At 74.7% G+C, this 22090-nt stretch carries 20 protein-coding genes; 16 read left to right on the forward strand and 4 right to left on the reverse strand.

Annotated features, from left to right (window positions below; all coding sequences use genetic code 11):
- The first annotated feature begins 13 nt into the window (after positions 1-13).
- The 3 genes from purB (at position 14) to ACIBW6_RS22815 (ending at position 2619) form a co-directional block, all read left to right on the forward strand.
- Complete coding sequence (gene purB, locus ACIBW6_RS22805; RefSeq protein WP_399062380.1) at positions 14-1300, forward strand: adenylosuccinate lyase; 1287 nt, start codon at positions 14-16, stop codon at positions 1298-1300.
- The gene (locus tag ACIBW6_RS22810; protein WP_399062382.1) at positions 1284-1688 is read left to right on the forward strand and encodes a GNAT family N-acetyltransferase; all 405 of its coding nucleotides are present in this window, start codon (positions 1284-1286) and stop codon (positions 1686-1688) included. The genes purB and ACIBW6_RS22810 overlap by 17 nt, the downstream gene beginning before the upstream one ends.
- Before the next feature lie 178 nt (positions 1689-1866).
- Complete coding sequence (locus ACIBW6_RS22815) at positions 1867-2619, forward strand: response regulator transcription factor (RefSeq protein ID WP_399062384.1); 753 nt, start codon at positions 1867-1869, stop codon at positions 2617-2619.
- A gap of 71 nt (positions 2620-2690) precedes the next feature.
- Here the strand turns inward: ACIBW6_RS22815 and ACIBW6_RS22820 are convergent, their stop codons facing one another.
- A complete protein-coding gene (locus ACIBW6_RS22820; protein ID WP_399062386.1) occupies positions 2691-3761 on the reverse strand; it encodes a ParB N-terminal domain-containing protein in 1071 nt (356 codons plus the stop codon).
- Between the two features lie 263 nt (positions 3762-4024).
- Here ACIBW6_RS22820 and ACIBW6_RS22825 point away from each other — a divergent pair, with 263 nt between their 5' ends.
- The 5 genes from ACIBW6_RS22825 (at position 4025) to ACIBW6_RS22845 (ending at position 10426) form a co-directional block, all read left to right on the forward strand.
- The gene (locus ACIBW6_RS22825) at positions 4025-4441 is read left to right on the forward strand and encodes an enediyne antibiotic chromoprotein (protein WP_399062388.1); all 417 of its coding nucleotides are present in this window, start codon (positions 4025-4027) and stop codon (positions 4439-4441) included.
- 338 nt (positions 4442-4779) lie between these two features.
- Positions 4780-6753 (forward strand): FAD/NAD(P)-binding protein, encoded by a 1974-nt coding sequence (locus tag ACIBW6_RS22830; RefSeq protein WP_399062390.1) that lies wholly within the window; start codon positions 4780-4782, stop codon positions 6751-6753.
- The gene (locus ACIBW6_RS22835) at positions 6750-8186 is read left to right on the forward strand and encodes an adenylosuccinate lyase family protein (protein ID WP_399062392.1); all 1437 of its coding nucleotides are present in this window, start codon (positions 6750-6752) and stop codon (positions 8184-8186) included. The genes ACIBW6_RS22830 and ACIBW6_RS22835 overlap by 4 nt, the downstream gene beginning before the upstream one ends.
- On the forward strand, positions 8173-9696 hold the full coding sequence (locus tag ACIBW6_RS22840) for an FAD-dependent monooxygenase (protein WP_399062394.1): 1524 nt from the start codon (positions 8173-8175) through the stop codon (positions 9694-9696). Before ACIBW6_RS22835 ends, ACIBW6_RS22840 begins: the two co-directional genes overlap by 14 nt.
- Positions 9689-10426, forward strand: a complete 738-nt coding sequence (locus ACIBW6_RS22845) for an SDR family oxidoreductase (protein WP_399062396.1) — start codon at positions 9689-9691, stop codon at positions 10424-10426. Before ACIBW6_RS22840 ends, ACIBW6_RS22845 begins: the two co-directional genes overlap by 8 nt.
- Before the next feature lie 106 nt (positions 10427-10532).
- Here the strand turns inward: ACIBW6_RS22845 and ACIBW6_RS22850 are convergent, their stop codons facing one another.
- Positions 10533-11315: an alpha/beta fold hydrolase gene (locus ACIBW6_RS22850; RefSeq protein ID WP_399062398.1), complete on the reverse strand. Its 783-nt coding sequence runs from the start codon at positions 11313-11315 to the stop codon at positions 10533-10535.
- Positions 11316-11552: 237 nt separating this feature from the next.
- Between ACIBW6_RS22850 and ACIBW6_RS22855 the strand changes: the two genes are divergently transcribed.
- The 5 genes from ACIBW6_RS22855 (at position 11553) to ACIBW6_RS22875 (ending at position 16325) form a co-directional block, all read left to right on the forward strand.
- Positions 11553-11951, forward strand: coding sequence for a cupin domain-containing protein (locus ACIBW6_RS22855; RefSeq protein WP_399062400.1), 399 nt, complete (start codon positions 11553-11555; stop codon positions 11949-11951).
- 45 nt (positions 11952-11996) lie between these two features.
- Positions 11997-13040, forward strand: coding sequence for an ATP-binding cassette domain-containing protein (locus ACIBW6_RS22860; RefSeq protein WP_399062401.1), 1044 nt, complete (start codon positions 11997-11999; stop codon positions 13038-13040).
- 2 nt (positions 13041-13042) lie between these two features.
- Positions 13043-13846, forward strand: coding sequence for an ABC transporter permease (locus ACIBW6_RS22865; RefSeq protein WP_399062403.1), 804 nt, complete (start codon positions 13043-13045; stop codon positions 13844-13846).
- 152 nt (positions 13847-13998) lie between these two features.
- Positions 13999-15465, forward strand: a complete 1467-nt coding sequence (locus ACIBW6_RS22870; protein ID WP_399062405.1) for an FAD-dependent monooxygenase — start codon at positions 13999-14001, stop codon at positions 15463-15465.
- 95 nt (positions 15466-15560) lie between these two features.
- On the forward strand, positions 15561-16325 hold the full coding sequence (locus tag ACIBW6_RS22875; protein ID WP_399062407.1) for an SDR family oxidoreductase: 765 nt from the start codon (positions 15561-15563) through the stop codon (positions 16323-16325).
- Positions 16326-16425: 100 nt separating this feature from the next.
- Here ACIBW6_RS22875 and ACIBW6_RS22880 read toward each other — a convergent pair whose 3' ends face one another.
- Complete coding sequence (locus ACIBW6_RS22880; protein WP_399062409.1) at positions 16426-16635, reverse strand: DUF6059 family protein; 210 nt, start codon at positions 16633-16635, stop codon at positions 16426-16428.
- A 314-nt stretch (positions 16636-16949) separates the two neighbouring features.
- On the opposite strand from ACIBW6_RS22880, the gene ACIBW6_RS22885 reads away from it, so the two are divergent.
- Both ACIBW6_RS22885 and ACIBW6_RS22890 read left to right on the forward strand, forming a co-directional pair.
- Positions 16950-17549: a cupin domain-containing protein gene (locus ACIBW6_RS22885; RefSeq protein WP_399062411.1), complete on the forward strand. Its 600-nt coding sequence runs from the start codon at positions 16950-16952 to the stop codon at positions 17547-17549.
- A complete protein-coding gene (locus ACIBW6_RS22890) occupies positions 17546-18112 on the forward strand; it encodes an NADPH-dependent FMN reductase (protein ID WP_399062413.1) in 567 nt (188 codons plus the stop codon). Before ACIBW6_RS22885 ends, ACIBW6_RS22890 begins: the two co-directional genes overlap by 4 nt.
- Here the strand turns inward: ACIBW6_RS22890 and ACIBW6_RS22895 are convergent, their stop codons facing one another.
- Entirely contained in the window at positions 18113-19597 is a 1485-nt protein-coding gene (locus ACIBW6_RS22895; RefSeq protein ID WP_399062415.1) for an esterase/lipase family protein, read from the reverse strand. It lies immediately after the preceding gene.
- A 20-nt stretch (positions 19598-19617) separates the two neighbouring features.
- On the opposite strand from ACIBW6_RS22895, the gene ACIBW6_RS22900 reads away from it, so the two are divergent.
- The gene (locus tag ACIBW6_RS22900; RefSeq protein WP_399062418.1) at positions 19618-21789 is read left to right on the forward strand and encodes a hypothetical protein; all 2172 of its coding nucleotides are present in this window, start codon (positions 19618-19620) and stop codon (positions 21787-21789) included.
- Positions 21790-22090 lie beyond the last annotated feature (301 nt).

Consider the following 22090-nt stretch of genomic DNA (forward strand, 5'->3'; position numbering starts at 1 on the left):
GAAGGCCTGCTCCATGATTGCTCGCTACACACTGCCCGAGATGGCGGACCTCTTCGCCGACCAGAGCCGCTACGCCACCTGGGTGCGGGTCGAGATCCTCGCCTCCGAGGCCCAGGCGCAGCTGGGCCGGGTGCCGCGCGAGGCGGTCGAGGACATGCGCGCCGCACCGGTGCCGCTCGCCGCCCGGGTCGCCGAGTTCGAGAAGGAACGCGACCACGAGGTGCTCTCCTTCCTCGCCGCGTACTGCGAGAACATCCCCGAGGACTCGGCCCGCTGGGTCCACCTCGGCATGACCAGCTACGACCTCGTCGACACCGCGCTCGGCCACACCCTGGCCCGCGCGAGCGACCTGCTCATCGCCGCCACCCAGCGGCTGCGCGGCGTCCTGGTCGACAAGGCCGTCGAGCACTGGGACACGGCGATGGTGGGCCGCACCCACGGCGTACACGCCGAACCCACCACGTTCGGGCACAAGCTCGCCGGCTACGCCTTCGCCGTCGACCGCTCCCTGGCCCGCCTGACCGCGGCCCGCGCGGCGGTCGCCGTCGGCACCGTCTCCGGCTCCGTCGGCACCTACGCGCTGATCGACCCGTTCGTCGAGCGGCACGTCTGCGACCGCCTCGGCCTGGGCATCGAGCCGGCGCCCAGCCAGGTCGTCGCCCGCGACCGGCACGCCCAGCTGCTCCAGGCCGTCGCCACCTCGGGGGCCTGCGTCGAGCAGATCGCCCTGGAGCTGCGGCTGTTGCAGCGCACCGAGGTGCGCGAGGTCGAGGAGGCACGCAGCAGCGCCTACCAGGGCTCCAGCGCCATGCCGCACAAGCGCAACCCCACGACCAGCGAACGCCTCGTGGGCCTCGCTCGCCTGCTGCGGTCCTACGCGGACACGGCGCTGGAGAACGTCGCGATGTGGCACGAGCGCGACCTCGCCCACCAGTCCGTCGAGCGGGTGATCCTGCCCGACAGCCTCTCCGTGGGCCACTTCCAGGCGGTGGCCGCGACCCGGCTCCTGGAGACGCTCACCGTGCACGGCGAGCGGATGCGCGCCCACATCGACACCACCGACGGCCTCGTGCACAGCTCCGCCGTCCTCGCCGACCTGCTCGCCGAGGGCGTCGAACGCGAGCACGCCTACCGGTCGGTGCAGGCCGCCGCCGACCGTACGATCGCCACCGGCGAGCACTTCGCCGGCTCGCTCGCCGCGCAGGGGCTGAGCCTGCCGCCCCTGACGCCCGAGCGCTTCCTCGTCAACCACGACGTCATCCGGAACCGATTGGAGTCCCTCCGTGAGCTGGACAGTTGAGCGTGTCGAGGGCAGCAGCCTCGATCTGGACGAGGTGCTCGGGGTCTACCACGCCTCGGGCCTCGGCGAGCGCCGTCCGGTCGAGGACACCGCGCGCATGGCGGAGATGGTCCGCCGCGCCAACCTCGTACTGGTCGCCCGCGACGCGGACGGCGCGCTCATCGGCATCGCCCGCAGCATCTCGGACTTCTCCTACGTCACCTACCTGTCGGACATCGCCGTCGTCCGCACCGAGCAGCGCTCGGGGGTGGGCCGCGCGCTGATCGACGCGACCCGCAAGGAGGCGCCGACGGCGAAGATCGTGCTCCTGTCGGCGCCCGCCGCCGCCGAGTACTACCCGCACATCGGCTTCACCGCCCACCACTCGGCGTGGGTGCTCAACCCGTGACTCCACGGACCGGCGCGGCGGCCGGGCGGGCCTGGACCGGGGCTCGACCGCCCGGCGACCGCCCGGCACTAGCGTGGTCGGCGGACGCGGGCGCGGCAGGCCGATGGCCGCCGCGCGCACCGTGCCCGCTCAACCGTCGGCGACCGCCCCCCGGGCGGTGCAGGCTCCCGGGGGAGACATGACTCAGAACGCGTCACCGGCGCTCCTTGAACCCCGCTCACCGCATCCCGCCCGCCCACCGCAGGAGACACCCGCCGCGCCCGCCGGGCGGCGCGTCCTGGTGGTGGACCACGACGCGGGGCCCGCCGACACGCTCGCCGCCCAGCTGCGCCGGCACGGACACCTGCCGACGTGCGTGCGGCACGGCGCGGGCGCCCTGCAGGCGCACGAGGACGCCGACGTGGTCCTGCTCGACCTCGAACTGCCCGACCTCGACGGCCTGGAGGTCTGCCGCGCCATCCGCGCGGTCAGCCGGGTGCCGGTCATCATCGTCACCACCCGCCGCTCCGAACTGGACTGCGTCCTCGGGCTGCAGGCGGGCGCCGACGACTTCGTCACCAAGCCGTACGGGCTGCGCGAACTCATGGCCCGCATCGAGGCGGTCATGCGCCGCACCCACTGGCAGCCCAGCGTCGTCCCGGAGATCCGGCACGGCCGGCTCCACATCGACGTGGGCTCCCGCGAGGTCACCGTGGACGGCACGCACATCACCCTGACCCGCAAGGAGTTCGACCTGCTGAGCCTGCTCGCGGCGCACCCCGGCACGGTCATCTCGCGCAAACAGCTGCTCAAGCAGGTGTGGGGCGAGACCTGGTCGCGCCGCACGGTCGACACCCACGTCAGCAGCCTGCGCGGCAAGCTGGGCGACGGCGGCTGGATCGTGACGGTGCGCGGCGTCGGCTTCAAACTCGGCGAGGCCCGGGGCGCCTGACGTCCAGCGCCCGACGCGCGCCGCGACCCGGGCCCCGTCGCCGCCGGACACGGCCGCGGCGGGGCCCTCGTTCAGCTCGCGCGCAGCTCGTCGGCGAAGACGCGCCACAGCTCCGAGTGGCCGTCCATCAGCTCGGCCAGCTGACGCGTGCAGTGCGGCGGCAGGTTGGCGATGACCCGTTCCCGGTCGCGGGCGATCAGCGAGCAGGCGTCCAGCATCCGCAGCACGGCCCGGCCCATCTCGTTCAGCCGCAGCGACGGATCACGGCGCAACGCCTCGAAGAGCGCGGCCAGTTCGTCGGGGGAGCGCTGCTCGGCCGGGCGGTCCAAGGCGCGCTCAGGACCGTATTCGGGCGCCTGCTGCGGCTCGGGCCCGCGGACCCGCTCGGCTCCCGCGGTGCGCTGCCCGGGCAGCACCGGGTCGTCGCCGCGCGAGATCCGGTCCCGCACGTCGGCCACCGTCGCCGGGGAGATCCCCGCCTGCCGGGCCACCGTGCGCAGCGACGCCGTGGGATCGGCGCGCAGCAACCGCCCGGCCAGCTCCCGGCCCTGGGCGGTGCTCAGCGGACGGGCCCGCCCGTCGAGCCCGACCCGGCGCTCGACGCGCGGCACGCCCCGCAGCCCCGTACGGATCGCGGAGACCTTCTTGGCGGAGAGCCCCACCACGGCCGCGACGGCCCGGTCCGACCAGTGCGGCCGTGCCGCGAGGATGCGCTCGGTGGCGGCGACCCGGTCGGCCTGCGGCAGCGTGCGGCCCTTGACCACGTTCAGGGCCACCGCCAGCAGCGCCGCGTCCTCCTGGGAGCCGTCGAAGAAGCGGACGTCGATGTGGTCGCGGCCCTTGATGCGGGCGGCCCGCAGCCGGTGCACCCCGTCGATGACGGTCATGGTGGGGCGGTGCACGAGGATCGGCGGCAGCTCGGTGCCCAGCTCGGCGAGGGCCAGCGCCCAGTCGCCGTCGACCCCGCAGGAGCGGGGCGTGAACGACACCACCACATCGCCGGTGCGCACCCGGCAGACCGCAGCGGCGCGGACCGCCTCGCGCAGGGCGAGCAGGGTGTCCGAGCCGCCTTCGTGGCGCGGGACGAGCAGGGTGTCCGAGCTGGCGTCGTGGTGCTGGGCGAGCGCGACGTGCTGAACCATCGGGGCGGCTCCTCGCTGGACTCGGTCGGCCGGCCCCGAGGGGCGCGCCGGGGCGCGACGGCCCGCCCCTCATCCTCCCCGCGGCCGCTGACACACGGCTGACCGCCGCCTGACATCCGCGGGCCGCCGCCCCCGTGGGAGCGCGTCCTCCACCGGACGTCCAGGATTTCTCGAGCGATCCTCCGCCGATCGCCCCGAATCTGATGGGGCGTGACCACCCGTCACGGACCGATCACCCCCCATACACGATGTGGAGTTCCCCCATGCAGCTCACCACCCGTTCGCGTCTGTCCCGGATCGGCGTCATCGGTGCCGGCGTGGCCGCCGGTCTGGCCCTCGCGGTCGGCCCGGCGTCCGCGGCCCCCGCGGTGTCCGTGTCGCCGTCCTCCGGGCTCTCCGACGGCCAGACGGTGACCGTCAGCGGCAGTGGCTACTCCGCGGGCGAGCAGGTCGCCGTCGCGGAGTGCGTCGAGAACACCAAGTGTGCCGACGGCTACGTCGTCGCCACGGCCGACGCCAATGGTTCCTTCCAGGTCACCCAGACCGTCAAGAAGGCGTTCCAGGCGACGGACTTCGGTACCGGCGCGGTCAGCTCGGTCGACTGCGCGGTCGCGCAGTGCCAGCTGGTGGCGTGGAACGAGACGCGGGGACAGCTCGGCACCGACATCTCCTTCGGCTGACCCGGCCGGGAGACGGCCGGACCGCGTGGCGACCTCGCGCGGTCCCGACAGGCCGGCGCCCGCGGGCCGCACGCGCGGTGACCCCGCGCCGCGGCGGGCCGCCCGGGCGCCGGCGGCCGACGAGCGCGGAGACCCCGCGCGCGACCAGCACCCCTTCTGCGGAGACCCCCGCCGCAGAAGGGGTGCTCGCGTTGTCCCGGGGTGCCCCAGCCCCGCGCCCGCCCGCATCCGCGCCACGCCCTAGCCGGATCCGAGCCCTGGTCGAGCGCCCCGTCCGACGGTGGCGGAGCGCGGCGTTCGACGGCCGCGGTCCCCGATCTGCCGAGCGGAGTGTCCTTGTGAGCAGCGGACGTCTCGAAGTGTGCCTCGTCGGCGCCGGACCGCGTGGCCTGTCCGTACTGGAACGCCTCTGCGCGCAGGAACGCCGGGCCCCGCGCTGGGCCCACCTGGTCATCCACCTCGTCGACCCGGGACCGCCGGGCTCGGGCCGGGTGTGGCGCGCCGACCAGTCCCGGCACCTGCTGATGAACACCGTCGCCTCCCAGGTCACCGTCTACACCGACGCCAGCGTGCGCATCGCGGGCCCGCGGGAGGAGGGGCCGAGCCTGTACCAGTGGGCCAAGGCCCTCGGCCCGAGCGCCCTGACCGCGGACTCGGGCCGGCCCTACGACGACGAGACGCTCGCCGAGGCCCGCGACCTGGGCCCCGACACCTATCCGACGCGCGCCCTGTACGGCCAGTACCTCAACTGGGTGTTCCGGCAGGTCGTCGCGAACGCCGCCGCACACGTCACGGTCGAGGTGCACCCGGTACGGGCCGTCGCCCTGGACGCGGAGGCCACCGAGGGCGCGCAGAGCGTGACCCTGGAGGACGGCACCCGGCTGACCGGCCTCGGCGCCGTGGTCCTCGCCCAGGGCCACGTACCGGCCCGCCCCACCGTCGCCGTACGGCAGTTGGCCGTCTTCGCGGCCGAGCACGGCCTGACGTACATCCAGCCCGCCAACCCCGCCGACACCGACCTGACGTGCGTCGCGCCCGGCGAGCGCGTGCTGCTGCGCGGCCTCGGCCTCAACTTCTTCGACTACATGGCGCTGTTCACGCACGCCCGCGGTGGCGTCTTCGAGCGCGTCGAGGGGCGCCTCGTCTACCGCCCCTCGGGCCGCGAGCCGCGGCTGTACGCGGGCTCCCGCCGGGGCGTGCCCTACCAGGCGCGCGGCGAGAACCAGAAGGGCGCCGACGGCCGGTACCTGCCCCGGCTGCTGACCGCCGCGCACCTGGCACGGCTGCGCGCGGCGCCGGGCCGCATCCGCTTCGGCCGCGACCTGTGGCCGCTGATCTCCAAGGAAGTGCAGAGCGTCTACTACGAGACGCTGCTGTCGGCGCGGGCCGCCCCGCCCGCCGTGGCCCGCTTCACCGAAGCCTTCCTGCGGGCCGAGCCGGGCCCCGCCGAGGACGCGCTCCTGGACGCGGCGGGCGTGCGCCGCGCGGAGCGCTGGGACTGGGACCGGGTGCGGGCCCCGCTCGGCGACCTGACCTTCGCCGGTCCCGGCGCCTTCCGCGGCTGGCTCCTCGCCCACCTGGGCGACGACCTGCGCGAGGCCCGGGCCGGCAACGTCGAAGGACCCCTCAAGGCGGCCCTGGACGTCCTGCGCGACCTGCGCAACGAGATCCGGCTCGGCGTCGACCACGGCGGCCTCGACGCCGCCTCGCACCGCGACGAACTCGACGGCTGGTACACGCGGCTCAACGCACACCTGTCGATCGGTCCGCCCGCCTCCCGCATCGAGGAGATGGCCGCGCTGATCGAGGCGGGCGTCCTGGACGTCGTCGGGCCCGGCATGCGGGTGAGCGCCGAGGAGAGCGGCCCGGACGGCGCGTGCTTCACCGCCGACTCGCCCCGCGTCCCCGGCTCCCGGGTGACCGCGACGACGCTGATCGAGAGCCGGCTGCCCGACATCACCCTGCGCCGCACCGGCGACCCCCTGATGCGCCAGTTGCAGCGCACCGGCCAGTGCCGCCCGTTCCGGGTCACCGGGGACGAGGGCGGCGACTACGAGACCGGCGGACTCGACGTCACCGAGCGCCCGTTCCGGCTGCGCGACGCCGCGGGCCGCCCCCACCCGCGCCGGTTCGCCTACGGGGTGCCCACCGAGTCCGTGCACTGGGTGACGGCGGCCGGCATCAGACCCGGCGTCGGCTCGGTGACCCTGGAGGACTCCGACGCCATCGCGGCGGCGGTGCTCGCCCTGCCCGCACCCGTGGCGGAGCAGGCCCCGACGGCCGCCGGGACGAACGCGGGAGCGAGCGCGTGAGCACGCCGCCGCCGTACGCGGACGTCGGCCTGCTCGCCCCGGTCCGCGCGGGCACCCCCGCCGAGGAGGCCGTCGGCGACCTCGCCTGGCTCCAGGCCATGCTCGACGCGGAGGCCGCCCTGGTCCGCGCCCAGGCCCGCTGCGGCACGGTCCCGCCGGCCGCCGCCGCGACGATCACCGCGCTCGCCCGCGCGGACCTGCTCGACCTGCGTGCGATCGCCGTGGCCGCGCGGGAGACGGCCAACCCCGTCGTCGCGCTCGTCGCGGCGCTGACCGCGGTGGTGGCCGACCGGGCCCCCGACGCCGCCGAGTACGTCCACCGCGGCTCCACCAGCCAGGACGTCTTCGACACCGCGGCGATGCTGGTGGCGCGCCGGGCGCTGCTGCCGCTCGGCGCCGATCTGCGGGCCGTCGCCGCGACGCTGGCGCAGGTCGCGGCCGCCCACCGGGACACGGTGATGGCGGGCCGCACCCTCGCGCTGCACGCGGTGCCGACCACGTTCGGGCTGAAGGCGGCGGGCTGGCGCCAGCTCGTCCTGGAGTCGGTGACGCGCCTGGAACGGGTCGCGGACACGCTGCCCGTCTCGCTCGGCGGCGCGGCGGGCACCCTCGCCGGCTACCTCCAGTACGCGACCGAGAACCCCGAAGACCCCGAAGGCGCCGTCCCCGGCGCGCTCACCGCGGCGTTCGCCGCCGAGACGGGACTCGCCGCCGGCGCGCTGCCCTGGCACGCGCTGCGCACCCCGGTCGCCGACCTCGGCGCGGCCCTCGCGCACACCACGGGCGCGCTCGGCAAGATCGCCGCCGACGTCCTGGTCCTGACCCGCACCGAGCTCGGCGAGGTGACGGAGCCGGGCGGCGCCGGCCGGGGCGTCTCCTCGGCGATGCCGCACAAGCGCAACCCCGTCCTCGCCACCCTGATCCGCTCGGCCGCGCTCCAGGTGCCCGCCCAGGCCGCCGTCCTCGCCCAGTGCCTGGCCACCGAGGACGAACGCTCGGCCGGGCTGTGGCACGCGGAGTGGCAGCCGCTGCGCGAGTGCCTGCGGCTGGCCGGCGGCGCGGCGCACACCGCCCGCGAACTCGTCGGCGGCCTGCGCGTCCACCCGCCGCGGATGCGGGCGAACCTCGAAGCGACCGGCGGCCGGCTCGTCTCCGAGCGCGTCAGCGCGGTCCTCGCCCCCCGGCTCGGCCGCACGGCCGCCCGGGACCTGCTCACCGAGGTCTCGGCGCGGGCCGCGCGGACGGCGCGCCCGCTCGCCGAGGTCCTCACCGCGGTCCTCGCCGAGGACGCGGCGCTGGTCGGCGTGCTGACACCGCAGCAGATCGCCTCGCTGACCGACCCGGCCGGCTACACGGGCGCGGCCGGCGCCCTGGTCGACCGGGCACTCGCACCCACCCACTCACACACAGAGGTCGAAGATGGGCAGCACTGACACCGATGTCGTCATCGTCGGAGCGGGCCCGGTAGGCCTGATGCTCGCCGGCGAACTCCGGCTGGCCGGCGTGGACTGCGTCGTCCTGGAGAAGTCGACGGAGCCGACCGACCAGTCCCGCGCGCTCGGCTTCACGGCGCGCACCATCGAGACGTTCGACCAGCGCGGGCTGCTGCCCCGCTTCGGCGGCTTCGACACCATCCCCATCGGCCACTTCGGCGGGGTGCCGCTCGACTACCGCGAGGTCGAGGGCGGTTCGTACGGCGCCAAGGGCGTGCCCCAGTCGCTGACCACCGCCGTCCTGGAGGCGTGGGCGGGCGAGGAGGGCGCCGACATCCGGCGCGGCTGGGAGGTCACCGGCTTCGACGCCACCGACACCGGCGTCGAGGTCGAGGCCGAGGGCCCCGACGGCGCGCACCGGCTGCGCGCCCGCTACCTGGTGGGCTGCGACGGCGGCCGCAGCACCGTGCGCAAGAGGGCCGGCATCGCCTTCCCCGGCCACGACGCGCGCATCGAGATGTGCTTCGCCGAGGTCGTCGGCTGCCAGGTGCGCCCGCGCCCCAACGGCGAGCGGGTCGCGGACGGCCTGGTCCTCGCCTTCCAGCAGGGCCCCGAGACCTTCCGCGTCACCTACTACGACCGCGGCGCCGTGCCGCGCCCCGGCGACGAGGCGCCCTCCTTCGAGGAGGTCGCCGCCGCCTGGGAGCGGCTGACCGGGGAGGACATCCGCACCGGCACGCCCCGGTGGATCGGCCGCTTCACCGACCAGAGCCGCCAGGCCGCCGCCTACCGCAGCGGCCGGGTCTTCCTCGCCGGCGACGCCGCCCACATCCACCTGCCCATCGGCGGGCAGGGCATGAGCGCGGGCGTGCAGGACGCCGTCAACCTCGGCTGGAAGCTGGCCGCGGCCGTCCACGGACACGGCACGCAGGCGCTGCTCGACAGCTACCACAGCGAGCGCCACCCCGTCGGCGCCCGCGTCCTTATCAACACGCTCAGCCAGCGCGCCCTGTACATCAGCGGCGACGAGATGCAGCCGATGCGCGACCTGCTCGGCGAACTCGCCGCGCACGAGGAGGTGCGCAAGCACCTCATCGGCATGGTGACCGGACTCGACATCCGCTACGACGTCGGCCCCGGCGACCATCCGCTGCTCGGCCGGCGGCTGCCGCACCGCGAACTCGTCGTCTCCGACGCCGAGGGCCGCGACACCGGCAAGACCTCCACCACCGCGCTGCTGCACGGCGCCCGCGGGATCGCCCTCGGCCTCGGGGGCGACCCGGCGGTGCGCGCGGCCGCCGCGCCCTGGACGGACCGGGTCGACGTCGTCGCCGCGCGGCCGCACCCCGAGGACGACGACGCCTTCGAGGGGGCCGCCGCCCTGCTGGTGCGCCCCGACGGCTACGTCGCCTGGGCGGCGCGCGCGGGCCAGGGCGCCGACGGACTGGCCGAAGCCCTCACCCGCTGGTTCGGCGCCCCGGCCGCGGACGGTGGCGAGCGCCATGTCTGAGCCGGCCGTCGCCCTGGTCACGGGCGCCAACAAGGGCATCGGGTTCGAGATCGCGCGCCAGCTGGGCCGGCGCGGCATCGTCGTCCACCTCGGCGCGCGGGACGCGGGCCGGGGCCGGGTGGCCGCGGCCCAGCTGACGGCGGAGGGCATCGCGGCGTACCCGCTGCGCCTGGACGTCACCGACGCGGAGTGCGTCGCCGACGCGGCCCGCGCGCTCGGCGAGCGGCACGGCCGGCTCGACATCCTGGTCAACAACGCCGGGATCACCGGGGGTTTCTTCGGCCCGCCGAGCGCGGCGACCCCGGGCGACCTGCGCGAGGTCTACGAGACCAACGTCTTCGGCGTGCTGGCCGTGACCAACGCGATGCTGCCGCTGCTGCGCCGCTCCCCGGCCGGCCGCGTCGTCAACATGTCCTCCACGGTGGGCTCGCTGGCCCTGACCGCCGACCTCGACGCCGGGGCGCCGGGCTTCAAGGACTACAACCTCGTCACGTACCAGTCGTCGAAGACGGCCCTGAACGCGCTGACCGTCGCCTACGCCAGGGAGCTGCTCGCCACCGGCATCAAGGTGAACGCGGCCAACCCGGGGTTCACCGCCACCGACATGAACGGCCACCGCGGCCACCAGAGCGTCGAGCAGGGCGCCGTCGTCGCCGTCCGCCTGGCCACGCTCGGCCCCGACGGGCCGACCGGCACCTCCCAGGACGACGCGGGCCCCGTGCCCTGGTGAGAGCCTGTCCGGGCGCGGGCGGCTGAGCGGGCCTGTCCAACTGCGGCCCGCGCGCGGTTGAACGACCCCGGGCACCGCCCGGGGTCGGCTCGCCGTCCGGGCCCGGTCAGCCGGTGACGAACTCCACCAGCGCCGGGGCCAGCACCTCCGGCGGCACCTTGTGCCAGACGCCGGGCAGGATCTGGAGCCGGCTGCCGGGTACCGCGGCCGCGGTGGCCTCGGCCGCAGCGGCCAGCCAGCCGCCGGTGTGGTCGCTGCCGATGACGAGCGTCTCCACGCCGATGGTGGCGAACCGCTCCGCCGGCAGGCGGCCGTCGCCGCACAGCGCCGCGTCGTAGGGCAGGGTGTGCGCGAGCGCCTCGTTCGCCGCCCACATCGGGCCGTTCTTCCACTGGTCGATCTCCTCCTGGGAGAAGCCGACCAGGTTGGCGAGGAAGAACTCGGCGGCCTCACCGCGCCGCTCCTGCGCCAGCAGGGACGTCAGCCGCTCGGTGAAGTCCTCGGCGGGGCGCCGGAAACCGGGCATCCGGTAGGGCGGCTCCAGCACCGCCAGCTTGCCGACGGGCGCGCCCGCGAGCACCGTCTCCAGCGCCAGGATGCCGCCGGTGGAACCGCCGAACACCGCGACCGGCTCACCGCCGCCCGCCTCCTCGATCACCGCCGTCAGGTCCTCGACCTCGCGGGCGATCGCGTAGTGCGGGGAGTCGCCGCTCTGGCCGCGCCCGCGCCGGTCGTAGACGTAGGTGGTGCAGTGCGCCGTCAGCAGCGGGACCAGTGAGTCGAAGATCGAGTGGTCGCGGAATCCACCGCCCAGCATGACGAGCGGCGGGCCCTGACCGGCCTTCTTGTAGGCGATCGTCGTACCGTCCCGCGAAACGACCTTTTGCATCGCACAGCTCCCGTCGAATCGATGCCTTTTCCGGAAAAGTATCCACGCCCTTTCCGCACCGTCAAAGGCCGTTTATCGATCCCCCTGTCCAAATGCGTACGACAGCATTCGGGCGGGCGTTCAGATAGGTGTCTGAACCGTTGTCGGCCCGCCCGGCCCGCCCTATTCTTCGCAACAGGCCAGCCCTTTTCGTGGGCTTTTCAGACGTGAATCCGAGAGAGGTACACCGTGCCTGTTGTGCAGAGTGCCGATTCGCCCGTCTTCAGCTACTCGATGCCCGGTGTCGCCACCGTGGGCGACACCCCGCACCTGTCGGTCCGCGGCCTCGCCGCCCCGAGCCGCGGCTCCACGCAGACCTGCGTGTGGCGGCTGACCATCGCCGGCGGCACCCCGCCGCGGTTCGGCACGGTCGACCACGAGGAGATCTTCCACGTGCTCTCCGGCGCGGCCGACGTGCAGCTCGCCGAGGACCTGCACCACCTCGCGGAGGGCGACACCCTCATCGTTCCGCCGGACACCACCTTCGGCATCAGCAACCCCCACGACGCCTCCGTGGAGTTCGTCGTGGTCCTGCCCGTCGGCGGCGTGGCCCACGTCCCCGGTGAGGAGTCCTTCACCCCGCCCTGGGCGCAGTAGCAGGCCGCGGCCCCGCCGCGTCGACCCGACAGAAAGGTGCACGACATGCGCCAGACCATTTCGGCCGAGGGGGCGCCGCCGGCCGCGCCCGCCGGCGGGCCGGCCGGGCGGACGCCGCGGCCCGCCGCTCCCCAGGCGCCGGCCATCAGCGCCGAGGGCCTCGTCAAGCGGTTCGGTGAGCACACCGCCGTGGACGGCGTCGACCTGGCCGTCCCGCACGGCTCGGTCGTCGGCCTGCTCGGCCCCAACGGCTCCGGCAAGACGACCACCACCCGCATGCTCACCACGCTGCTCGCCCCCGACGCGGGGCGCGTGGTGATCGACGGCATCGACGCCGTCAAGTACCCGCAGCGGGTCCGCCCGCTGATCGGGATGGCCGGCCAGTACGCGGCCGTCGACCCCAACCTGACCGGCCGCGAGAACCTCGTCATGGTCGGCAGGCTGACCGGGATGGGCCGCGCCGACGTGCGCGCCCGCGCCGGCCAGCTCCTGGAGCAGTTCCGGCTCACCGAGATCGCCGACCGGCCCAGCCGCACCTACTCGGGCGGCCAGCGCCGGCGCTTCGACCTGGCCGCCGCCCTGGTGCACCGGCCGCGCATCCTCTTCTTCGACGAGCCCACCACCGGGCTCGACCCGCGCAGCCGCCGCGACCTGTGGGCCGTCCTGGAGCAGCTGGTCGCCGACGGCACCACCGTCCTGCTGACCACCCAGTACCTGGAGGAGGCCGACCACCTCGCCGACCACCTCGTGGTGCTCGACCGGGGCCGGGTCATCGCGCAGGGCACCCCCGCGCAGCTCAAGGCCGACCTCGGCGCGTCCGTCGCGGAGGCCCGGTTCGCCGACGAGGCCCAGGCCGCCCGCGCCGCCACCGCCCTCGGCTCCGCCCACCGCGCCGTCCGGCACGGCGACCGGATCGAGATCCCGGTCGGCGCCGAGAGCGACTCCGCGATGAACGTGCTGGGCGCGCTCCAGCACGCGGGTCTTTCACCGGTCGGTTTCGTCCTGCGCGAACCGAGCCTGGACGACGTGTTCCTCTCGCTCACCGGCCGCGCCTCCACCGAGGCGCCCGACTCGAAGGAGGCGGCGTAGCGATGGCCATCACCGTGGACTCCGTCCGCCCCCGGGCGCTGGCGCTCGGCAACGCCGCCACCATCACCTGGCGCAACCTGCTCGGCTACGTCCGGGTGCCGCAGGCGATCTTCTTCGCCAGCCTCCAGCCGGTCATGTTCGTCCTGCTGTTCCGCTACGTGTTCGGCGGCGCCATCGCCCGGGCCCTGCCCGAGGGCGTCACCTACGCCGACTACATGATGCCCGGCGCCTACACCATCGGCCTGGCCTTCGGCGCCACCGCGACGGCCGTCGGGCTCGCCGCCGACCTCAAGAGCGGCCTGCTGGAGCGCTTCCGGGCGCTGCCCATGGCCCGCTCGGCGGTGCTGGCCGGGCGCACCAGCGCCGACTTCCTGCGCAACGTCTTCGTCTTCGCCTGGATGACCGGCCTCGGCTACCTGGTCGGCTTCCGCATCGACGAGGGCTTCTGGCGCTACCTGGCCGCCGGCCTCGTCGTGCTCGCCTTCGCCTTCGCCATGTCCTGGGTCTTCTGCCTGGTGGGCCTGGTCGCCTCCAGCCCGGAGACGGCCAACATCGTGGCCTTCCCGGTGCTGTTCCCGCTCGGCTTCGTCTCCTCCGCGCTGGTGCCGACCTCCACCATGCCGGGCCCGCTGGAGGCGTTCGCCGCCCACCAGCCGGTGAGTTACACCGCCGACGCCGTACGCGCGCTGCTGTTCGGCGGCGAGACACTGACCCCGGTGCTCGGCTCGCTCGCCTGGACCGCCGGCATTCTCGCGGTCTTCGGACCGCTCGCCGTACGCCGTTATCGCAAGGCCACCCCGAGCTGACCCGGTGGCCCGCCTGAAGACCGCTACAGAAGCGGTCGAGGCTCCCTCGCAAAACGGTTATCCGACAGCCGGACTGTGCCATCCTGGTCAATGGAATCTGAGCTGACACTCGATCTCGCAGGCCGCGTTGTCCAATCAGCGGAGAGCGAATTATGGAAACTCGCACAATAGTCATCGGAGCGGGTCCGGTCGGGCTGTTTCTCGCCGCGGAACTCCGGCTCGGCGGGGCCGACGTCACCGTCTACGACGCCCTGCCCGCCCCCTCCGGGGAATCCCGCGCCCTCGGATTCACCAAGAGGGTCGCCGAACTCTTCGAGCAGCGCGGCCTGCTGTCCCGCCTCGGCACCTTCCGCTGGGGTCAGCGGGGGCACTTCGGCGGCATCGGCATCGACCTGGACTTCCTCCCCGAGGACCACCACGGCGTCCTCGGCCTGCCGCAGTCCCGTACCGAGCAGATGCTCACCGACCGGCTCGCCGAGCTCGGCGTCGAGCTGCGGCGCGGCCACGAGCTGGTCGGCCTGGAGCAGGACGCCGAGGGCGTCGAGATCGTCCTGGACGGCCCCGACGGCCGGCACCGGGAGCGGGCCGCCTACCTCGTCGGCTGCGACGGCGCGCACAGCACCGTGCGTGCGCTGAGCGGCATCACCACCACCGGGTGGGAGTCCACCCGCGGGATGTACATGGCCGACGTGACCGGCTGCGCGCCGCGCCCGCGTCCCACCGGCGAGTACGTGCCGGACGGGAACATGGTGCTCTCCGTCGGCCTCGGCGACGGCTACCACCGCGTCCTCATGCACGACCGCAGCCTGCCCCCGCACCCGGACTCGGCGGCGCTCACCTTCGAGGAGATCGCCGCCACCTGGCAGCGGCTGACCGGCGAGTCCATCCACGACGGCAGCGCCCGCTGGATGGCCGCCTTCGCCAACGGCGCGGCCCTCGCCGACACCTACCGCAGCGGCCGGGTGCTGCTCGCGGGCGACGCCGCCCACGACACGCCCCCGCTGGCCGGCTGGGGCGTCAGCACCGGCCTCCAGGACGCGGCCAACCTCGGCTGGAAGCTGGCCGCGGTGGCGCGGGGCACGGCCCCCGAGAGCCTGCTCGACACCTACCACGCCGAACGGCACCCGCTCGGCGAGCAGTTGATGCGCAACACGCACGCGGCGACCATGCTCTACCTCAGCGGCGCCGAGGCGGACCCGCTGCGCGCGCTCATGCGCGAGCTGGTCACCGACGAGGGCGCCGCCGGGCACCTGGCCGGCATGGTCAGCGGCCTCGGCGTCCGCTACGACCTGGGAGAGAGCGGCGGCGGCCCGCTGGGTCTGCGGCTGGACCCGGAGCGCGAACTGGAGCGGCCCGACGGCACCCGGGTGCGAATCGCCGAACTGCTGCACGCGGGACGCGGCCTGCTGGTCCTCGCCGACGGCGCCGACGGCGCCCCGGACGCGGGGGCGGCGGACGGCTGGGCGGACCGGGTCGACGTCGTCACCGGCCGCTGGGTCAAGGACGACGCCGACGGTTCGCTGCTGGTGCGGCCGGACGGGCACATCGCCTGGGACGCGCGCGGCGAGGGCGACCTCGGCGCCGCCCTCGGCCGGTGGTTCGGACCCGCCCGCGGCTGACCCTCCGCTCCGGCGCCCACGAGGCGCACCGGAGCGGCGACCAAGAAGAACGGCAGGGAACCGCCCTGCCCCCCAATGAAGGAGACAAGGCAGCGATGACCTCCCCCATTCTGGTCACCGGTGGCACGGGCAACCTGGGCCGGCACGTCGTGCCTCTGCTGCGCGCGGCCGGCCGCGACGTCCGGGTCCTGAGCCGCCACTCCCACGAGAACAGCGAAGGCATCACGCACTACGCCATCGACCTGGCCGACAGCGAGAAGCTGACGGACGCCGTCCGCGGCGTCGACACCATCCTGCACCTGGCGGGCGGGCCCAAGGGCGACGACAAGATCACCCAGAACCTGGTGCGCGCCGCGCAGCAGGCCGGCGGCGTCCGCCACATCGTGCACATCTCGGTCATCGGCACCGACACCATGCCGATGGGCTGGTTCCGGGTGCAGCTGGAGGCCGAGAAGGCCGTGACGGAGTCCGGCATCCCGTGGACCATCCTGCGGGCCGCGCAGTTCCACGACATCGTCTGGTCGATGGCCGAGAAGATGGCGAAGATGCCGGTCGTGCCCGTCCCCGGCCTGCAGTTCCAGCCGGTCGACTCGCGCGAGGTGGCGGCCCGCCTCGTGGAGCTGACGCTCCAGGAGCCCGCCGGGCTCGTCCCCGCCCTCGCCGGGCCGAAGGTCTACCCGCTGGGCGACCTGCTGCGCAGCTACCTCCAGGCGCACAACAAGCGGCGCCCGCTGATGCCGATGCGGATGCCCGGCAAGGCGGGCAAGGCCTACCGCGCCGGCGAGAACCTCGCCCTGAAGGACAACGACACGGGCCGGCGCACCTGGGAGGCCTTCGTCGCCGAGCGCACGGCGGCCTGAGCCTCACACGCGAGCACGAGAACGACGAGAACGCCGCTGCCGGAGCCCCGGCAGCGGCGTTCTCGTACGTGTGGGCGGGCGCGCGGTCAAGCAGAGGCTCTCAGCGTGACTGCAACTCCTTCACCAGGGCCCGCTCCACCGGGGTGAGCGGGACGTCGTGGCACAACCGCTCCGGATGCCCCGGCACGGGGTCCGCCAGGCAGAGCACCCGGTCCGGGCGTTCGGGATCCAGCCCCGTGTAGTAGCTGCCGTAGGCCTTCAAGGCGCAATACACCTCGCGCAGGCAACGGCGGGCAAGTGAACGCAGCATTGTCCGACCTCACTTCAGGGCCGTGGTGACGGGCCGTTGGGCCCACCATCCGGGCGTCCGGCGGAGAAACGCCGGACGACCGCCGCAGCACCGGTCGAGCCCCGCCGCACTCCCGCCGCACCCCGCCTCGCACCGCGCCCGGGCCGCGCCGGGAGCCCGCTCGCGGCGGGCCCGGGAGCCCCGCGTGAGCTGTCCGGACGCCCCGCGCGGGGTGCGGCGCGGGCGTTCAACTGCGCCCCGGCGGCCGCAGTCGCACGCCGGAGCGGGCCGCTTGAATCGGACGACGCGCCGCCGTACGCCGAAGAGAGGACGCCATGACGCACATCGTTCACCCGGGGGACCGGCCCGAGGGCCGCCGCGGCTTCGAGATCGTGCTGTCCACCAACGCGACCGACGGGGCCGCCTCGCTGGTGGAGACGCGTCAGGGACCGGCCTGGTCGGGGCCGCCGCTGCACACCCACGCGGAGTCGACGGAGACGTACTTCGTCGTCTCCGGCCGGCTCGTCGTCGCCCTGGACGACGAGGTCGTCGAGCTCGGCCCGAGCTCGATGGCGCACATCACCAGCGGCACCCGGCACACCTGGGCGACCCCGCCCGGCGAGGGCGCGCACTTCCTGACGCTGCACATGCCCGGCGGGTACGAGAACTACCACCCCACCGCGCTCCAGGCGGAGAAGGACAACGGCGGCCCCCTCACCCAGGAGGACCTCTTCAAGATCGCCGCCCGGTTCGACTGGCGGCCGGCCGGCGACAAGCCGGTGCGGCTCACCCCCGACGGCCGGCTCGTGCCCGCCTCCCAGGCCGACGACGAGGCGGCGGCGCTGCGCGCGGCGTGGCTGACGGAGAACGGCCAGGAGGCCGAGGTCCAGCCCATCCACGAGGACGGCTTCTACGAGAAGGCCGGGCAGTCATGAGCGAGCTGCGCATCGGCGTCATCCTGGGCAGTACCCGCCCGGGCCGCAACGGCAAGGCCGTCGCCGACTGGGTCATCGACCGGGCCGGCGCCCGCACCGCCGCGAGCTACGAACTCGTGGACCTGGCCGACTATCTGCTGCCGCACCTGGACGAGCCCGTCCCGCCCTCGCGCGGGGTGCCGTACCAGAAGGACCACACCCGGGCGTGGGCCGCGAAGATCGCCGAGTTCGACGGGTACGTCTTCGTCACCCCCGAGTACAACCGCTCCACCAGCGGCGTGCTGAAGAACGCGATCGACTACCTGCACAAGGAGTGGGCCGACAAGGCCGCCGCCTTCGTCTCCTACGGCACGCTCGGCGGCGTCCGCGCCGTCGAACACCTGCGGGCCGTCGCCAGCGAGTTGCAACTCGCCCACGTCCGCCAGCAGCTGGCGTTCTCGATGTTCAGCGACTTCGAGAACTGGTCCCTGTTCAAGCCCGACGGCCGGCACGACGCCCTGGCGACGACGCTCTTCGACCAGCTGGAGTCCTGGGCCGCCGCCCTGAAGACCGTACGTGCCTGATCACGGCGCCTCCTCCACGGCCACGCCCGGCTGGGTCACCAGCACCAACTGGCTGATGGTGTACCGGTCGTAGGTGTGCAGCGCGACCCGGTACAGGCCAGGCGCCGGGGCGGTCAGCGTGGCCGTGGGGCGGCCGTCCTCCATGCGCAGCGGCGCGGACAGCGCCGTGCCCGTCGCGGTGTCGGTGAGGGTGCAGGTCAGCCCCTGCACCGAGTCGACGTGCTCGGCGACCGCCCGCCAGGCCGTGCCCGCCTCGGCCAGGTCCGGCACGCTCAGGCCGCACCCCGGCTCGCCCAGCGGGACGCCGTGCGGCAGGTCCTCCAGGAGGATGTCGGCGACCGCGTCCAGGGCGCTGTCGGCGCGGGCCAGGTCGCCGTGCTGGACGGGGACCGTGGACACGTGCCCGGCGAGCGTGGCGGCGTCGCGGTAGACCGTGCCGTCGCCGTGCACGGCGAAGTACCGCACGTGGCCGTCGCGGTCGCGGATGAGGGTGCCGTCACTGTGCGGCCGCGGCCCGTCCTCGTACGCCGTGATCTGGCCGTCCGTCACCGACAGGCTCTGCCAGGTGGGCTGGCGGGTGCCGACGACCGTGCGGTGGTCGGGCAGCTCCACACCCTGCTGCCGGGCGTGGAAGGCGAGCGATTCGCGGGCGAGGTCCGGATGGCCGCCGAGCGAGGCGAGGTCGCCCGCGCCGGGCCTGCGGACGTCGTCGCCCTCGCGCAGACAGCGGTAGAGCGGCAGCAGGTCGTGCAGCCCCGGCATGGTCGCGCACAGCGCGCGCAGCTTGGCGTGGGGGAGCGGGACCGGCGCGCCGCGCCCGCTGTTGAGGATGACGGCCGCCTTCACCGAACCGTGGAAGGGCGTGCCGAGCGTGATGACCGTACGGGTGTCCGCGGCCAGGTCGTCGCCGTGGGAGCCGTCCAGCGCGCTGCGGGTGACCAGGCCGCCCATCGAGTGGGCGACGAAGACCAGCCGCGCAGGGCGCTGGTCGGCCCGGTGGGCGAGCGCGGCCCGGTGGGCGGGGTGCGCGCGCCAGGCGGTCAGATGCTCCCGGGCCCGCGCGGCGAGCAGCTTGCCGTTCGTGGCGACCGGCAGCCGCCAGTCGTAGGGATAAGGCAGCACGGCGGCCGGGTCGGCGACGTACTCGCGCACCGTGTCGAGCAGGTCGGTGTACGGCTCCTGGCCGCGCAGGTACGGCGTCCACGTGCCGTGGCGCAGCAGCCGCGTCGCCTCGATGCGGCCGGTCCTCCCGGTCAGTTCGTCCTCGGTCAGGTGCAGTTCGGCCAGGCCGTCGCGGCGCGTCCACGCCCGCAGCAGCCAGCCCGCCCCCGACAGCCCCCACAGGACGTCGCCGGTGACGGTGGAGCGCAGTTCGCTGCCCATGATCCCGGGAACGATGACGACCGCGTCCTGCGTCACATGAAGGGGGACCTCGGGTTCCGCCGGGGCCGGCGTCGCGCCGCCGGCCTGTCGCTGTGGGCTCATGGACGGGAACAATAGGGAAGATGAGCGAGCAACGGGGGCCGGTCGTGGCTGTTGCTGCCGAAGAGGACGCACGGCCGTGGCCGCACGGACCGGTGGCGACGGGGCCGCCCGGGCTGCTGGTCGGCCTGGTCGTCCCGGACGGGGACCCGGGCTTCGACGCGGCGCTGCGGCATCAGCTGGAGGCGCTGGAGCTGTGGTGGCCGCGCGGGGACGGCGCCTTCCGGTGGCTGCTGTCCGCGAACCCGGACGGCACACCGCTGTCCACGCGGCACGAGGTCGAGACGTATCTGGAGAGCAGCGGGGTGCGCGCGGCCGGGGCCACCACCCCGCTCGTGCTGTTCGTCAGCGGGCACGGCCTCGCCGCCACCTCCACCCGCCACTACCTGCGGCTGCCGGACACCAGCGACGAGCGCCTGCTCGCCACCGCCGTGCCCACCTCCGCCCTCGCCTACGCGGCCCTGGACTCCCACGCCGAGGACGTCCTGGTCATCCTGAACATGTGCGAGTCCGCGGCCGTCCAGAGCGAACTCGTCTCCCTCCAGGACGACCTGTCGCCCGCCCGCAGACAGCAGGCCCGCCTGAACGTGCTGGCCACCACCGAGCGCGGCCGCTCCGTGCTCGGCCTGGAACTGGCCCGGGTGCTCGCCCGCGCTCATCTGCTGGCCACCACCAGCGAGCAGATCGCCCACCCGTACCTGACGATGAGCGAGTTCGCGCAGCTGCTCAACCGCGCCGCGAAGGCGCTGGAGGACGACCGGCCCGCGCGCCGGCGCGGCCGCCGCCCCCAGGCCCGCCTCAACATCCCCCAGCCGCTGCTGACCCAGTGGCAGTTCGAGCGCTCGCGCGCCCTGCCCAACCCCGGCTACGAACCGGCGCCGCGCGTCGCCACGGCCGAGGTCAGCGATGTCGCGGCCACCTTCGACGAGCTGGAGTACTGGCTGGAGAAGGCCAGCGGCCGCCTCGACAAGGCCGACGGCGGCTGGTACTTCTCCGGGCGCACCGCGCTCAACCGGCGGCTGGTGGACTTCGTCCAGCAGCACCGCGGCACCATGATCGTCACGGGCGGCGCGGGCACCGGCAAGTCCGCGCTGCTGGGCCGCATGGTGACGCTCAGCGACCCGCTCTTCCAGAGCGAGGAGCGCTACCGGACCGCCTTCGACGGGCCGCCCGACACGCTCCCGCCGTCCGGCGCGGTCAGCGCCGCCGTCTCGGCCCGCAACCACACCGCCCTGACGGCGCTGCGGCAGCTGGGCCGGGCGCTCGGCTGCCGCCCGGCCGAGGGCGACGAACTCGGCGACTGGCAGAGCGCGTTGGAGCAGTTCCTGGCCCGCCCCGGGCCGCCCGTCACGGTCGTCGTGGACAGCCTCGACGAGGCGTACGACCCGACGCACTTCATCACCACCGCCCTCGCCCCGTTCGTCACCGTCACCCGGCCCGCCGCCGACGCCCCGGGCGACCGCACCGACCTGCTCGACCTGCCCGGGCAGGCCCGGCCGGGGCCGGCCGCGCGCCGCCGCCGGGTGCGGCTGCTGCTCGGCGTGCGCAGCGCCCGCCCCACCACGGACGACGGCGCGGCCCGGCCCGCCGCGGACGATCTGCTCGCCGAGCTGGCCGAGCGCTTCCCGCACGCGCGCACGGTGCGCTGCGACGACCACCCCCACAAGGACATCGCCGCCTACGTCCGCGTCCTGCTGCGCGACCAGGAACCGTGGACCGCCCGGGCCGTCGCGCAGGCCGTGCAGGTCGTCGGCACGAACGCCGCGGGCTCCTTCCTCCACGCCCGCCTCGCCGTGGAGCAACTGCGGGCCGAGGGCCCGGGGCTGCTGGCCGACCGGGCCTGGCTGGGCCGCGTCGGCCAGGGCATCACCGGGCTGCTGCGCACCGACATCGAACTCGCCGCCGCCCCGGGCAGCGGCCTGACCGCCACCGAGGCGATCGGCCTGCTGCGCGCCAGCGCGTTCGCGCTGGGGCGCGGGGTCGCATGGGGGGACGTGTGGCCCGCGCTGACCCACGCCGTGCTCCAAGCGCCCCTGCGTGACCCCGACCAAAAGATCCGCCGCCTGCTGAAAAGCCGCCTGGCCGGGTATCTCACCTCTGACCACGAGGACGACCGCGTGGTCTACCGCCCGGCCCACGAACAGCTGGCCCAACTCCTGCGCCACTGGCCGCCCCCGGAAAGGCCCCCACGTTGACGCACCCCTGCCCCGCCCGCGCCGCCACCGGGCCCCGCCGACCCGCGCCCACGCCTGCCGGCCCCGGCCGGACGGCACGCGGGCCGGCGTGCGCTTCTTCGGTGGTGGGTCCGGTGCGCACCCGTCCGGTGTTCGGTCGGGTGCGCGCCGGTGCTGTACGTGACCCGGCGCGTCCCCGTCCGGAGGCGGGCCCGGGGTGCACCTGTGTGGTGCGCCCTCCGGCGTGCACCCGTCCGGCGGTGGGGCCGGCGTGTACCTGTCCGGCGTTCGGCGCGGCGCGCTCCCGTGCGGGCCGCGCCTG

It is taken from the genome of Streptomyces sp. NPDC049813 (assembly GCF_044465085.1).
Lineage (GTDB): Bacteria > Actinomycetota > Actinomycetes > Streptomycetales > Streptomycetaceae > Streptomyces.

Bases quoted from the DNA above. Each gene is read 5' to 3' on its own strand.
- purB (WP_399062380.1), top strand. From the start codon at position 14: ATGATTGCTCGCTACACACTGCCCGAGATGGCGGACCTCTTCGCCGAC.
- ACIBW6_RS22815 (WP_399062384.1), top strand. From the start codon at position 1,867: ATGACTCAGAACGCGTCACCGGCGCTCCTTGAACCCCGCTCACCGCAT.
- ACIBW6_RS22820 (WP_399062386.1), bottom strand. From the start codon at position 3,761: ATGGTTCAGCACGTCGCGCTCGCCCAGCACCACGACGCCAGCTCGGAC.
- ACIBW6_RS22825 (WP_399062388.1), top strand. From the start codon at position 4,025: ATGCAGCTCACCACCCGTTCGCGTCTGTCCCGGATCGGCGTCATCGGT.
- ACIBW6_RS22840 (WP_399062394.1), top strand. From the start codon at position 8,173: ATGGGCAGCACTGACACCGATGTCGTCATCGTCGGAGCGGGCCCGGTA.
- ACIBW6_RS22845 (WP_399062396.1), top strand. From the start codon at position 9,689: ATGTCTGAGCCGGCCGTCGCCCTGGTCACGGGCGCCAACAAGGGCATC.
- ACIBW6_RS22850 (WP_399062398.1), bottom strand. From the start codon at position 11,315: ATGCAAAAGGTCGTTTCGCGGGACGGTACGACGATCGCCTACAAGAAG.
- ACIBW6_RS22860 (WP_399062401.1), top strand. From the start codon at position 11,997: ATGCGCCAGACCATTTCGGCCGAGGGGGCGCCGCCGGCCGCGCCCGCC.
- ACIBW6_RS22865 (WP_399062403.1), top strand. From the start codon at position 13,043: ATGGCCATCACCGTGGACTCCGTCCGCCCCCGGGCGCTGGCGCTCGGC.
- ACIBW6_RS22870 (WP_399062405.1), top strand. From the start codon at position 13,999: ATGGAAACTCGCACAATAGTCATCGGAGCGGGTCCGGTCGGGCTGTTT.
- ACIBW6_RS22875 (WP_399062407.1), top strand. From the start codon at position 15,561: ATGACCTCCCCCATTCTGGTCACCGGTGGCACGGGCAACCTGGGCCGG.
- ACIBW6_RS22880 (WP_399062409.1), bottom strand. From the start codon at position 16,635: ATGCTGCGTTCACTTGCCCGCCGTTGCCTGCGCGAGGTGTATTGCGCC.
- ACIBW6_RS22885 (WP_399062411.1), top strand. From the start codon at position 16,950: ATGACGCACATCGTTCACCCGGGGGACCGGCCCGAGGGCCGCCGCGGC.
- ACIBW6_RS22890 (WP_399062413.1), top strand. From the start codon at position 17,546: ATGAGCGAGCTGCGCATCGGCGTCATCCTGGGCAGTACCCGCCCGGGC.
- ACIBW6_RS22895 (WP_399062415.1), bottom strand. From the start codon at position 19,597: ATGAGCCCACAGCGACAGGCCGGCGGCGCGACGCCGGCCCCGGCGGAA.
- ACIBW6_RS22900 (WP_399062418.1), top strand. From the start codon at position 19,618: ATGAGCGAGCAACGGGGGCCGGTCGTGGCTGTTGCTGCCGAAGAGGAC.